Origin of the sequence: Collinsella aerofaciens (assembly GCF_015552075.1) — a bacterium.
Taxonomy (GTDB): Bacteria; Actinomycetota; Coriobacteriia; order Coriobacteriales; family Coriobacteriaceae; genus Collinsella; species Collinsella aerofaciens_Y.
This window is the reverse complement of the sequence record NZ_JADNDZ010000021.1, coordinates 19,369-31,429: the sequence shown is the minus strand read 5'-3', so window position 1 is coordinate 31,429 and position 12,061 is coordinate 19,369. Positions and strand designations below refer to the sequence as shown.

Here is a 12,061-nt window from a genome sequence, read left to right as displayed (position 1 = left end):
AGAGCAGGGGACTCTTAATCCCAAGGTCCAGGGTTCGACCCCCTGACGGCCCACCCAAAGATTGTTAAAGCGACCGGCCCAGGCTGGTCGCTTTTTTGTTGACCTCGCATGGGGTCGAACCCGTCGGGGCGCGGAGCTGAGGAAATGCGTAAGCATTTGCCAACGCAGTGCGCAAGGCGCCTTGGCGCCGCAGCGGTCGCCTGCGCAGCAGGCTGACCCCCTGAGGGCCCGCCAAAGCAAGTTAAGACGGTCAACGAAAGTTGGCCGTCTTTTTTGCTGACCTCGCATGGGGTCGAACCCGTCGGTGCACAGCTGCTTTCACAGATCGAGCCTACCCTGGGGATCGGTAAAACCGTCAGTACCCTCCTTGAGTTTCTTCTCGTCTGCCTTCACACGACGCTCGAGCTTTTTTGTATCCTCGGCAGGCGGTAGGTTCTCGGGGACAATTCCGCGGTCGATGAGGCTGCCACGCACGCTTGTGTTGTTCTCGACGTGCTCTTGCTTGATCTGGTCCAGACCGTACAGGTCGTGTTCCTCGGCGTTGAAGGCCGTCATCGAGTTCGTAAGGTCCTTTGCTTTGATGAGGACATCGGCTAACCTGTCCGCCAATGCCGCGCTCTTGGGTACGCCGAGCTGCTGCTTCATTTCCGCCGTGCTTCTGCCGCCGAATAACGCTTCATCGCCCTTCGACTTGATGATCGCGAATCCTTTGGAGTCAACGCCGCGTTTGAACGCAATACCCGAGAGCTGTTTCTTTGAATCGGATAGCGAGTGGCGCGCCTGCAAGCGCTGAATCTCTGCGAAGCGCTGCTCTATGAGCTCTTGGCGGCGCGTCTGGACGGCAAAGTATGCCTGCGCGAGCGCGATCTCCGGCTTGTTTGGATCTCCGTTTTGGGCGATTAAATAGCATGCGTAGCGCGTAAGTTTGTAGTCTTTAACCGCGCGAGCGGCGACACCGGCAGTTACCATTTTCATGGTGTCACGAAAATGGGAATCAACTGGAGTTTTGTTTGTTTCGCACGAGACTTTTGCCCTCTTAACAACTTCGGCGAAGTTCTCCCATCGAGTGTACCCCATGGGTTCCATTAAATCGCGTGCGAGCCAATATTCAACGCCGTCTTCCACATTGGCGTAGCTATCAAGTTCGACACGCCACTTCTCGATATCTCTACTGTCCATATCTCCTCCTCGCTGGTCTATTGTCTATGCGGACTTTGCCCACTCTGTATTCAGAATAAGGATACGCTGCCGTGCGGACACGAATGGGCCCGTGCTGCTTCGAGCTCACGGGGCCCATGGATATCGATTGGTTGTGTTCTGCTTTAGATAGGTGTCCGGTTTAATCCGCTCGATAGTGCGACCCGAGACTTTCAGTTCGCTTGCGCATGGCTTTGACCATTTCCTGTGCTAGTCGAATCCGCGACTGTAGGCGGGCGAGGGCTGCGATCTCGCTGTCATCGGTATGCGGCTTGCTCAGCGCCATGGCCTTGTCTTGCAGGCTTTCAAGCTGTTGCAGGGCCTCGGATAGGCCTGTTTCGGTCCTGTTGATCATGCAAAAGGTGCTCATCGTGTGCCTAAGGCTGTGTGTCAGGCGTTCGGCATCTGTTGCGGCGATGCCGTAGTGGGGGAGGGCGCTATCCGCCTTCAGCGCTGCCTCAGGCTCTTTCTGTGCTGCAAGGGCTGCCGATGCGCCTGCGATGCGTCCGAATACGATGCCGTTGGCGCTTGACAAGCCACCAATGCGGTCGGCGCCGTGCATGCCGCCTGTCGCCTCGCCGCAAGCGTAGAGGCCCTCAACGCCCGTGTGCGCGGTCTTATCGATCTTGATGCCGCCGTTAGCGGCGTGGGCATACATCGCAACGCGCATCTCGTCGGTCGGCGCGATGCCGTGCTCGTCTTGCAGCCAGGTGGCAAAGGTCTGCACAAACTCTGGGACATCCTCGCGGGGGAAGTCGTAGCGGAGCGCCAGGCCTTCGGCGCCTGCCTGATCGATGGCAAGATCGATAGCGCGGGAGGCCAAGCGTGACGTGAAGGGACCATATCCAGAGCGCTGCTCGAGCAGGTCGTCCAGCTTGTCGTCGGCAATATCTACCGGCTGGTCTACGTGCACGTAGCGCCAGGTTTTCTCATTGAAGACCAAGTTACGCCTGGGCTCGATGAAGCCGGGCATCATCTGCATGAACTCTATATTAGTAAGTGTTGCGCCGTGCGCCAGCGCGATGGCCTGCGAGGAACTGAGCACATCAGCCGACGTAAGGCTGCGCTCGAACAGGCCGCCTGTGCCACCGGCTGCGATGACCGTGGCCTTGGCAGCAAAGGGCACGATTCGATTTTCGGTAAGGTCGTAGAGTACGGTTCCGGTTATTCTGCCGTTCGTGTCCTCAACAAGGTCGATAAGCTCATGGCGGGGGAGCAGGCGAATGCCGAGCGACTCGATCCAGGTCGTCAGAGCGTCCTCAAGGGGCTTGCGGGTGAGGCCGCGCCACATGCGCGTCTTGTGGTCAAAGCAGGGGATAAATTGCTTTTGCTGGGCGCTCTCGGCACTTTGCGGACGTTGGAGTTCAACACCCAGCTCCCGTTCGAGCCATGTAATTGCCCGGGGAATGCCGTGGACGAACGTCTGGACGAGTTCGGGGTCGGCAACGCCGCCGCCGACGGCCAGGATGGTGTCGATGAGGTCCTGCTCGTCGTCTTCGTCGACGGGACCGATGAGGCCGAGGCCCCAGGTACCCGGGAAGAAGCTCGATCCACTCATGGTCTTGCCGGCGCTTGCCACAGTGACGGTTGCACCCGTGCGTGCCGCTTCGATGGCGGCACAAAGGCCCGCAATGCCAGATCCAATTACCAGTACATCAGTCGATTCCATCGGATTCCTTTCTCGTCCGGCGCATTGTCGCACGGGTGATCGGCAATGGGGCCGCAAAGACCCGGCAAATCGGTAAAGGGCAAATATGGCAGGTGGGCGTCATGGGCGCTCTGAAGCTCCATCTCATCACATCTTATATTTCGCCCCAACTGATATATCGGCATTAGCTACCCTGCGACAGCGCAAACAAAAAGAGCCGCTACCTCGAAAGGTAGCGGCTCCAAAGCTCAACTATATGAGCATCGCGCGGGCGCGATTAGGCCTTGAGGGCCTCCTCGACGGCGACAGCGCAGGCGACGGTGGCACCAACCATGGGGTTGTTGCCCATGCCGATGAGACCCATCATGTCGACGTGCGCAGGCACGGAGGAAGAACCGGCGAACTGGGCGTCGGAGTGCATACGGCCCATGGTGTCGGTCATGCCGTAAGAGGCAGGGCCGGCGCCCATGTTGTCCGGGTGCAGGGTGCGGCCAGTGCCGCCACCAGAAGCGACGGAGAAGTACTTCTTGCCAGCCTCGATGCGCTCCTTCTTGTAGGTGCCAGCGACGGGGTGCTGGAAGCGCGTGGGGTTGGTGGAGTTACCGGTGATCGAGATGTCGACGTTCTCGTGCCACATGATGGCAACGCCCTCGCGGACGTCGTCGGAGCCGTAGCAGTTAACGGCAGCGCGGGGACCATCGGAGTAGGGGATGGTCTCGACGACCTTGAGCTCGCCCGTGTAGTAGTCGAACTGGGTCTTCACATAGGTGAAGCCGTTGATGCGGGCGATGATCTGAGCGGCGTCCTTGCCCAGACCGTTGAGGATAACGCGCAGCGGCTTCTTGCGAGCCTTGTTGGCGTTCAGAGCCAGGCCGATAGCGCCCTCAGCGGCAGCGAAGGACTCGTGGCCGGCCAGGAAGGCGAAGCACTCGGTGTCGTCGGAGAGCAGCATAGCGCCCAGGTTGCCGTGGCCCAGACCAACCTTGCGGTCCTCGGCGACGGAGCCGGGAACGGTGAAGGCCTGGATGCCCTCGCCGATGATGGCGGCAGCCTCAGAAGCGGACTTGGCGCCACGCTTGACAGCGAGAGCGCAACCGAGGGTGTAGGCCCACTCGGCGTTCTGGAAGGCGATGGACTGGGTGTTGTTGACGATCTCACGCGGGTTGAAGCCCTTGTCGGTGCAGATCTGCAGAGCTTCCTCGAGGGAGGCGATGCCGTTGTCGGCGAGGCACTTGTTGATCTTGTCAGCGCGGCGCTCGTAACCTTCGAACGTAACAGTCATAGTTATTTCCCTCCCTTTCTACTCGTGAACCGGGAACACGCTGGCGACGGAGTGAGTCTCCTCGTCGGTGCGCGGGTCGATGTACTTGGCAGCGTTCTCCCACTGACCATAGTGGCCCATAGCGCCAGCGATGGCCTCCTCGGGGGTCTTGCCGGCCTTGACGGCGTCGGTGAACTTGCCGAGGTTCAGGAACTCGAATGCGATGATCTCGTTCTTGTCGTTGAGAGCCATGCGGGTGACGTAGCCCTGAGCGAGCTCGAGGTAACGAGCGCCCTTGGCCTTGGTGCCGAACATGGTGCCGACCTGAGAGCGAAGGCCCTTGCCGAGGTCGTCGAGGGAGGCGCCCACGGGCAGGCCGCCCTCGGAGAACGCGGTCTGGCTGCGGCCGTAAACGATTTGCAGGAAGATCTCGCGCATAGCAACGTTGATAGCGTCGCAGACGAGGTCGGTGTTGAGGGCCTCGAGGATGGTCTTACCGGGAAGGATCTCGGAAGCCATGGCGGCAGAGTGGGTCATGCCCGAGCAGCCGATGGTCTCAACGAGGGCCTCCTCGATGATGCCGTCCTTGACGTTCAGCGTGAGCTTGCAGGCGCCCTGCTGAGGTGCGCACCAACCCACACCGTGCGTAAGACCGGAGATGTCGGAAATCTCCTTAGCCTGGACCCACTTGCCCTCCTCGGGGATGGGTGCGGGGCCGTGGTATGCACCCTTGGCAACGGGGCACATGTTCTCCACTTCCTGTGAGTACTGCATGCCTCTCCTCTCTATCGTGTTGGCGTCCCGTCTGGGGGTCGTGGCTGGCGATTGCCGGGCGACCCTTCGAAAGGGACATGACATGCAGCCCCTATAATACCGCGAAATGCACGGAATATTCGGCGAACGGCTCAGTTTTCGTAGCGAGAAGTCCGGAAGTTTTAATTGAAACGGTTTAACGCTATGTTCTGTGGTCGCGAACTTCCGTAGAGGGGGTCCGTCTTTGGCAAGCTTTTGGTCAGCTCTTGTAAGCGTTGCAGGGGTTGACCTGTTGCAACGGTGCCGTTCGCCGCCTGATTACTGCCTTTGGCCGCGCGAGTGTATTGTTTTGCGTGAATGTTTTGATGGCTCGCTTCAATCGTGCTGTATTGGATGGCAAGCAGATCCCGGTGAAGGGAGCGCCATGCAGCGCGTTTGGAGAACGGTTACCGGCTTTTACCATGTCTGTGCCCGCGGTACGGGCAAGCGGCTCATCTTTGAGGGCGATGACGACCGGCGGGAGTTTTTGGAGCTGATGCGCGAGTGCTGTCGCGAGGAGGGCGTGACGGTTATCGCCTGGTGCCTTATGGGCAATCACGTGCATTTGGTGCTTGCAGATTACGAGGACAGGATGAGCGCGGCAATGCACCGGCTGCTTTTGACGTACGCGCGGCGGTTCAATAAGCGCACGGGGCGCACAGGCCATCTGTTCCAAAACCGTTTTGATCGGCGCTCGCTCGATACCGACTGGCAGGTGATGGAGGCTATTCGCTCTGTACACGCCGATCCGCAGGAGGTGGGCGTTAGCCTAATCGAGCGTTATCCCTGGAGCAGCTTTCCGGAACATCTACGCGCTTACGACGGTGATGTGGCCGATGCCGCGAGGGGATTTTCTGATCCTTCTTGTGTGCTTGAGCTTTTTGGCTCTGCCGAGGGCTTTATTGCCTATTCGCTTTCGACGCCCGACGGCAGTGAGCCAGCGCTGTGCGATATGAAAGAGACGGAGTGGGAACGCCACGCCTTTGCCGACAAGATGGCGAAGAGCCTCGGGGTTCCGCTCAACGAACTCAAGACCGTTGCGCCCTCGCGGCGAGACAGAATCATTTTCGCTCTGCACGATGGCGGCTACACGGTGCGCGAGGTCGAACGGTATACGGGAATCAGCAAGAGTACCGTATCTCGTATCGTGCGCGCTTATGCGCGGGTGAAGGCACAGGCTGAGCTCTCGGAATAGAAAATGGCCGAACCACTCTTGTCAAGCGATTCGGCCAACAAAAATCTTAAGATTTGGGACAAGTTCTACTGATTATTTTGTCCCGTGAGCATGCCGTCGAGGGTGCGCCAGGCGAGCTCGGCGCATTTGACGCGGGCGGGCATGTGCGAGATGTCCTGGAGCTGGGCGGCTTCGTCCAGGTCTTCCAGGTCCTCCTCGGAGAGCTGCTCGCCGCGGATCATGGCAAGGAAGAGCTCTGCTAGGCGGCGAGCTTCCTCGACGGTCTCGCCGGTGATGAGGTCGGCCATGATGTCGGCGCTGGCCTGACTGATGGCGCAGCCGTGGCCGGTAAAGGAGGCCTCCTCGATCACGCCGTTCTCGACGCGCAGCTGCAAGGTGAGCTCGTCGCCGCAGCTGGGGTTGATGCCGTCGTGCTCGTGCGTGGGAGCATCCATCTCGTATTTATAGTCGGGGTGCGAGTTGTGCTCCATAAATGTGGTGGAGGTGTACAGATTACCCATTGAACGTGCTCCAAACGTGATGCAGGCCGGCGATGAACTTGTCGATGTCGGCCTTGTCGTTGTAGAAGGCCACGCTGGCGCGGCAGCAGGCAAGGTTCTCGACGCCCAGCCAGGTAAGCAGCGGCTGCGCGCAGTGGTGACCGGCGCGGATGCAGACGCCGTCCATGTCCATGATGCTCGCGACGTCGTGCGGGTGGATGCCCTTGACGTTAAAGCTCACAACGCCGTGGTGGTTGTCCCAATAGATGGAGCCGATGATCTGGACAAAGTCGAGCTGCATGAGCTCACCCATCAGGTAGTGGACGAGTGCCTGCTCGCGGGCCTGGATGTTCTCGTAACCCACCGTGTTGACCAGGTAGTCGAGTGCCGCACCCGTGGCGAAGATGCCGGCGGCGTCCTGCGTGCCGGCCTCGAATTTCTCGGGAACGGGCGCCCAGACGGCGTCCTGCTCGGTGACCGAGTCGATCATCTCGCCGCCGGTGAGCATGGGCGGCATGGCGTTGAGCAGGTCCATTTTGCCCCACAGCACGCCGATGCCCATGGGGCCCATGGCCTTGTGCGCGCTAAAGGCAAAGAAGTCGGCGCCCAGATCGGCCACATCGACCGGCATGTGCGGCAGCGACTGCGCGCCGTCGACGACCAGATAGCCGCCGTACTTGTGCACGAGCTTGCCGAGATTCTTGACCGGGTTCTCGACGCCCAGCACGTTAGACACCTGACCCACGGCCAAGATTTTGGTCTTGGGGCCCACCTTGGACAGAACCTCCTCGGTGGTGAGTTGACCGGTCTTGGTGGGGTAGAGGTAGACGAGCTTGGCGCCGGTTTCGCGGCAGACCTGCTGCCACGGGATTAGGTTGGAGTGGTGCTCCATGATGGTGATGACGACCTCGTCACCGGGCTCGAGCACCGTGGGTGCAAAGCTCTTGGCGACCAGGTTGAGCGACTCGCTCGTGTTGCGGGTGAAGACGACCTCGTTGGCCTGGGAAGCGCCGATGAGGTCGGCGATCTGCTGGCGGACCTTCGCGATGGCGTCGGTGGCCTCGACGGACAGCGAGTACAGTCCGCGTAGGGGGTTGGCGTTCATACGCTGGTAGAAGTCGCGCTCGGCGTCGAGCACGCAGGCGGGGCGCTGCGCGGTGGCGGCACTATCGAGGAAGGCGATCTCGGGGTGCTGCTGAAACAGCGGGAACTGGCCCTTGTAGGGGTTGGTCTCGATATCTACGGTAGGCCAGCCGCGCGAAGCCTCGTCGCTGGCGTCGAGCTCCATGGGCTCGGGGGCGGTACAGGTGTCGCATTTAACGTGCTCGGTGTCGATCATGCGAGCTCCTCTTCAAAGTTATCGATCAGGTTGTTGCCCAAGCGGACGACGGCGGCGCGGGTGCGCTCGTCGGTCGCGGAAAGCGCGGCGTCCTCCAGCTTGGCGCGGATGAACAGGTCTTCGGCGGCGTTTTGGTCAAGGCCACGGCAGGCGAGGTAGAACAGCTGCTCGTCGCGGACGTGGCCGATGGTGGCTCCGTGGTTGCCGGCGACGTCGTCCTCGTCGCACAGGATGACGGGGACGGTCTTGTTGTCGACGCCCTTGTTGGCCAAAAGCACCGTCTCGCGCTCGGTGCCGGTTGCACCCTTGCAGCCGTGCACGAGGTCGATGGTGCCGCGGTAGACCTTCTTGGACGTGCCGGTCAGTACGCCGTTGGCGTCGATCTCGCACTCGGTCTTGCGACCGCGGTGGCGCAGCTCGTAGTTAAAGTCGCGCACCTGCTCGCGGGCGCCCAGGTAGTCAGTATCGATGGTGACCTTGGCGGTATCGCCCAGCAGGTCGCCGGCAAGGCCGGTGGCGCTGGCGCCGGCACCCAGGACGCTGTGCTGCACGTTGACGCGCGCGCCCTCGTCCAGGAACAGGCCGGTGTCGTCGAGCGCGATCCAGCTATCGTCGAGCGTCTGCGTGCAGGTCGCGTTGACGGTGGCGTACTCGTGGGCGCACACGCGTAGCACGGAACCCACGACGCCTTGGCCGGCAACGGGGGAGTCTAGGGCAATAAGCAGATCGAGCGTCGACTGGGGACGGGCGACGACGTCGATGGCGGCGATGGCCGCGGCGGCATCGACACCGCTCACGCGCACGGTAACCGTGACGTGCTTGTATGCGGGCACATCGATGACGATGCGCTTGGTGGCGTGCTCGGTCAAGTAGGCGTAGGCAGCCTCGCCCATGCCGGTCTCGAAGGCTTCAGCAGGGGAGAGCTCCTCTTCGAGCTTGATGGCGCCGGCCTGGTAGACGGAGGTGGCGGGCACGTCGAGCTCGGTCTCGGGCGTGATGCGGGCGCGGTCGGCTGCATCACCGGGGGCGGAGGCGCGGCGCTCGGGGAAGCGCTCGGCCATGGCGTCCATGGCGGCTTCGAACGCGTCTGCCACGCCAGTAAACTGCTCGTCCAAGCCCTCGACCTCAACGGCCTCGGTGGGAGCGGTGGCAAGCTCGTTAGAGAGTTCGAGCTTGGTCTGGTTCATCTTGAGCCAACCCCAAGTGGCAGCCGGCATCGCATTGACCTGCTCAAGGGTGGTAGCAGCGGTGTTGGTGGTCTGTTTCATTATCCGATCGCTCCTTCCATCTCGAGCTTGATCAGGTTGTTCATCTCGACGGCGTACTCCAGCGGCAGCTCCTTGGAGACCGGGTTGGCAAAGCCGTTGACGATCATGGTGCGGGCCTCTTCCTCCGAGATGCCGCGGCTCATCAGGTAGAACACCTTGTCGTCGCCGATGCGGCCGATGGTGGCCTCGTGGCCGATGTCGACGTTTTTGGCGCGGATGTCCATGGCCGGAATAGTGTCGGAGCGGCTCTGGTCGTCGAGCATCAGCGACTGGCAGCTCACGGTTGCCTTGGAGCCCTCGGCCTTGGGCGTGGCCACGATGGAGCTGCGGAACGTCTGGATGCCGCCGCTCTTGGAGATGCCCTTGGTCTCGACCGTTGCCGAGGTCTCGGGCGCGTTGAGCACGACCTTGCAGCCGGTGTCGAGGTTCTGACCGGCGCCGGCAAAGGTGATGCCGGTAAAGCTCGAGCGGGCGCGGCGGCCGTTGAGCACGCTCATGGGGTAGAGGTAGCCCACGTGGCTGCCGAAGGAGCCGCTGATCCACTCGATGTCGCCGTCCTCGTCCACGCGCGCGCGCTTGGTGTTGAGGTTGTACATGTTCTTGGACCAGTTCTCGATGGTCGAGTAGCGCAGGTGTGCGCGTTTGCCCACAAAGAGCTCCACAGCGCCGGCGTGGAGGTTGGCAACGTTGTACTTGGGCGCGGAGCAACCCTCGATAAAGTGCAGGTCGGCATCGTCCTCGACGATGATGAGCGTGTGCTCAAACTGGCCGGCACCCTTGGCGTTGAGGCGGAAGTAGCTCTGCAGCGGGAAATCGAGCTTGGTGCCCTTGGGCACGTAGACAAACGAGCCGCCGGACCATACGGCGCCGTGCAGGGCCGCAAACTTGTGGTCGGTGGGCGGGATGAGTGTCATAAACTTCTCGTGGATGAGCGGTTCCCACTGCGGATCGTGCAGGGCTTCCTCAATACCGGAGTAGACGATGCCCATCTTGGACGCGGTGTCCTGCATGTTGTGGTAGACGAGCTCGGAGTCGTACTGCGCGCCGACACCCGCCAGGTAGCTACGCTCGGCCTCGGGGATGCCTAGGCGCTCAAAGGTGTTCTTGATGTCGTCGGGCACCGACTGCCAGTCGTGCTTTTGGTCGGTGTTGGGATTGACGTAGGTGACGATGTTGTCCATGTCCAGGCCCTCGATGGAGGGGCCCCACGTCGGATCCGGGAAGCGGTTGAAGATTTCGAGGGACTTTAAGCGCAGGTCGAGCATCCACTGCGGCTCGTCCTTTTTGGCGCTGATCTCGCGCACGATGTCGGGCGTGATGCCGGCGTCGAGGCGCTCGAATCCCTCCTCGCCATAGGTGAAGTCGTAGAGGCTGCGGTCGATGTCCGCGACCTCGGTGCGGTTCTTGGTCATTGCGTCGCCCCTTTACGCCTGCTGCTCGGCAGCGGCGGCCTCGGCCTGGGCGCGCTGCTCGGCGGCCTCGCGCTCGAAGGTCTCAAAACCGTTCTTGTCGATCCAGGGGATGAGCGAGGCGTCGTCCTCGCGCACGATGTGGCCCTTGACCATAACGTGGACGCGGTCGACATCCAGGTGCTCCAAGATGCGCGTGTTGTGTGTGATGATGAGCATGGAGCCGTCGCAGCTCTTGCGGTAGGCGTCCATGCCGTGGCTGACGGTGGACAGGGCGTCGACGTCTAGGCCCGAGTCGGTCTCGTCGAGGATGGCGAGCTTGGGCTGCAGCAACAGGAGCTGGAGCATCTCGACCTTCTTCTTCTCGCCGCCCGAGAAGCCCACGCCCAGCTCGCGGTTGAGGTAGGCGGTGTCCATGTTGAGCTCGGCCGCGAGCTCCTTGACGCGACGGCGGAACTCCTTGCCTTTCATCTCCAGGCCGGGGCGGCCGGCGATGCTGGCGCGCAAAAAGCTCGACAGCGGCACGCCCGGAATCTCGACCGGGGCCTGGAAGCTCAGAAACAGGCCGGCGCGCGAGCGCTTGTCGGTGGTGAGTTCAGTGATGTCCTGGCCGTCAAAGACGATGCGGCCGTCGTTGACCGTGTAAACGGGGTCGCCCATGACCAGGTGGCCGAGGGTGGACTTGCCGGCGCCGTTGGGTCCCATCAGAACGTGGGTCTCGCCGGCGGCGACGTTGAGGTTGACGTTGTGGAGGATGGTCTTCTCGTCCACGGAGGCGGTCAGACCTTCGATGGAAAGCAGCGGATTTGCGCTCATGCTGTCCCTCTCTGTATATGGTGTACTCATAGGTGTACTAAACCCTAGGAATCTTCTCGGAATAAAGTTACTATGGGTTCGGCGTTAGTCAAGGGAAAACCCGACTAATCCACTCGACTTTTTAGATGTGGGACATAATAATCAGGCTTGTTTGCCCCGCGTGCATAAGATTTGGGACAAACAAACCTGGTTATGTTGTCCCAGATGCGATGGGAGGGTAGGTATGCTCATTTCTTCCAAGGGCCGCTATGCCCTCCGGCTGATGATCTATATCGCGGCGCTGGGCGACGCCGAGGGCAAGATTGCCCTGCGCGAGGTTGCCGACCGCGAGCATATCTCACAAAAGTATCTGGAGCAGCTGGTTCGTCCGCTTATGAAGGCGGGCCTGCTTAAGAGCGTGCGCGGCAAGGGCGGCGGCTACATGATGGCCAAGGACCCGGCCGAGGTGCGTGCCGGCGACATCCTGCGCGCCGTCGAGGGCAGCACGGCTCCAGTGGCGTGCGATGGCATCGACAACAGCTGCACTCGCAGCGATCTTTGCTCGACCGTCAAGTTCTGGCGCGGCCTGGACGACGTGATCGAAAAGTACGTCGACGGCGTGACGTTGGCCGACCTGGCCGCCGTCCCCGAAATCAACTTTGACATTAAGCTGTAGGG

General features: G+C 61.3%; 11 protein-coding genes. 2 read left to right on the top strand and 9 right to left on the bottom strand.

The features are described from left to right. Positions 1 to 318: 318 nt before the first annotated feature. The 4 genes from dinD to I2D41_RS01500 all read right to left on the bottom strand — a co-directional run bounded on the left by dinD (position 319) and on the right by I2D41_RS01500 (position 4,880). Entirely contained in the window at positions 319 to 1,179 is an 861-nt protein-coding gene (dinD, locus tag I2D41_RS01515) for a DNA damage-inducible protein D (RefSeq protein WP_195363311.1), read from the bottom strand. Positions 1,180 to 1,339: 160 nt separating this feature from the next. Continuing rightward, complete coding sequence (locus I2D41_RS01510; protein ID WP_195363310.1) at positions 1,340 to 2,866, bottom strand: FAD-dependent oxidoreductase; 1,527 nt, start codon at positions 2,864 to 2,866, stop codon at positions 1,340 to 1,342. Positions 2,867 to 3,122: 256 nt separating this feature from the next. After that, positions 3,123 to 4,127 (bottom strand): GGGtGRT protein, encoded by a 1,005-nt coding sequence (locus tag I2D41_RS01505; RefSeq protein WP_117640944.1) that lies wholly within the window; start codon positions 4,125 to 4,127, stop codon positions 3,123 to 3,125. A gap of 18 nt (positions 4,128 to 4,145) precedes the next feature. Beyond that, on the bottom strand, positions 4,146 to 4,880 hold the full coding sequence (locus tag I2D41_RS01500; RefSeq protein WP_006235554.1) for an iron-sulfur cluster assembly scaffold protein: 735 nt from the start codon (positions 4,878 to 4,880) through the stop codon (positions 4,146 to 4,148). Positions 4,881 to 5,283: 403 nt separating this feature from the next. Between I2D41_RS01500 and I2D41_RS01495 the strand changes: the two genes are divergently transcribed. Continuing rightward, positions 5,284 to 6,093, top strand: coding sequence for a transposase (locus I2D41_RS01495; protein WP_195363309.1), 810 nt, complete (start codon positions 5,284 to 5,286; stop codon positions 6,091 to 6,093). A gap of 65 nt (positions 6,094 to 6,158) precedes the next feature. On the opposite strand, the gene sufU is transcribed toward I2D41_RS01495, so the two are convergent. Genes sufU through sufC form a run of 5 tightly spaced genes read right to left on the bottom strand, consistent with a single transcriptional unit; the run spans position 6,159 to position 11,404 of the window. Next, positions 6,159 to 6,593 (bottom strand): Fe-S cluster assembly sulfur transfer protein SufU, encoded by a 435-nt coding sequence (sufU, locus tag I2D41_RS01490; RefSeq protein WP_117735615.1) that lies wholly within the window; start codon positions 6,591 to 6,593, stop codon positions 6,159 to 6,161. Beyond that, the gene (locus I2D41_RS01485; RefSeq protein WP_229042039.1) at positions 6,586 to 7,911 is read right to left on the bottom strand and encodes an aminotransferase class V-fold PLP-dependent enzyme; all 1,326 of its coding nucleotides are present in this window, start codon (positions 7,909 to 7,911) and stop codon (positions 6,586 to 6,588) included. Before I2D41_RS01485 ends, sufU begins: the two co-directional genes overlap by 8 nt. After that, positions 7,908 to 9,179: a SufB/SufD family protein gene (locus tag I2D41_RS01480; RefSeq protein WP_195363308.1), complete on the bottom strand. Its 1,272-nt coding sequence runs from the start codon at positions 9,177 to 9,179 to the stop codon at positions 7,908 to 7,910. Before I2D41_RS01480 ends, I2D41_RS01485 begins: the two co-directional genes overlap by 4 nt. Beyond that, entirely contained in the window at positions 9,179 to 10,591 is a 1,413-nt protein-coding gene (gene sufB / locus I2D41_RS01475; RefSeq protein WP_195363307.1) for a Fe-S cluster assembly protein SufB, read from the bottom strand. The genes I2D41_RS01480 and sufB overlap by 1 nt, the downstream gene beginning before the upstream one ends. A 12-nt stretch (positions 10,592 to 10,603) precedes the next feature. After that, positions 10,604 to 11,404 (bottom strand): Fe-S cluster assembly ATPase SufC, encoded by an 801-nt coding sequence (gene sufC / locus I2D41_RS01470; RefSeq protein ID WP_006235561.1) that lies wholly within the window; start codon positions 11,402 to 11,404, stop codon positions 10,604 to 10,606. 223 nt (positions 11,405 to 11,627) lie between these two features. On the opposite strand from sufC, the gene I2D41_RS01465 reads away from it, so the two are divergent. Next, on the top strand, positions 11,628 to 12,059 hold the full coding sequence (locus tag I2D41_RS01465; protein ID WP_055310594.1) for an RrF2 family transcriptional regulator: 432 nt from the start codon (positions 11,628 to 11,630) through the stop codon (positions 12,057 to 12,059). Positions 12,060 to 12,061: the final 2 nt, after the last annotated feature.

Coding starts and splice junctions, on each gene's coding strand:
- dinD (WP_195363311.1), bottom strand. CDS start 1,179: ATGGACAGTAGAGATATCGAGAAGTGGCGTGTCGAACTTGATAGCTAC.
- I2D41_RS01510 (WP_195363310.1), bottom strand. CDS start 2,866: ATGGAATCGACTGATGTACTGGTAATTGGATCTGGCATTGCGGGCCTT.
- I2D41_RS01505 (WP_117640944.1), bottom strand. CDS start 4,127: ATGACTGTTACGTTCGAAGGTTACGAGCGCCGCGCTGACAAGATCAAC.
- I2D41_RS01500 (WP_006235554.1), bottom strand. CDS start 4,880: ATGCAGTACTCACAGGAAGTGGAGAACATGTGCCCCGTTGCCAAGGGT.
- I2D41_RS01495 (WP_195363309.1), top strand. CDS start 5,284: ATGCAGCGCGTTTGGAGAACGGTTACCGGCTTTTACCATGTCTGTGCC.
- sufU (WP_117735615.1), bottom strand. CDS start 6,593: ATGGGTAATCTGTACACCTCCACCACATTTATGGAGCACAACTCGCAC.
- I2D41_RS01485 (WP_229042039.1), bottom strand. CDS start 7,911: ATGATCGACACCGAGCACGTTAAATGCGACACCTGTACCGCCCCCGAG.
- I2D41_RS01480 (WP_195363308.1), bottom strand. CDS start 9,179: ATGAAACAGACCACCAACACCGCTGCTACCACCCTTGAGCAGGTCAAT.
- sufB (WP_195363307.1), bottom strand. CDS start 10,591: ATGACCAAGAACCGCACCGAGGTCGCGGACATCGACCGCAGCCTCTAC.
- sufC (WP_006235561.1), bottom strand. CDS start 11,404: ATGAGCGCAAATCCGCTGCTTTCCATCGAAGGTCTGACCGCCTCCGTG.
- I2D41_RS01465 (WP_055310594.1), top strand. CDS start 11,628: ATGCTCATTTCTTCCAAGGGCCGCTATGCCCTCCGGCTGATGATCTAT.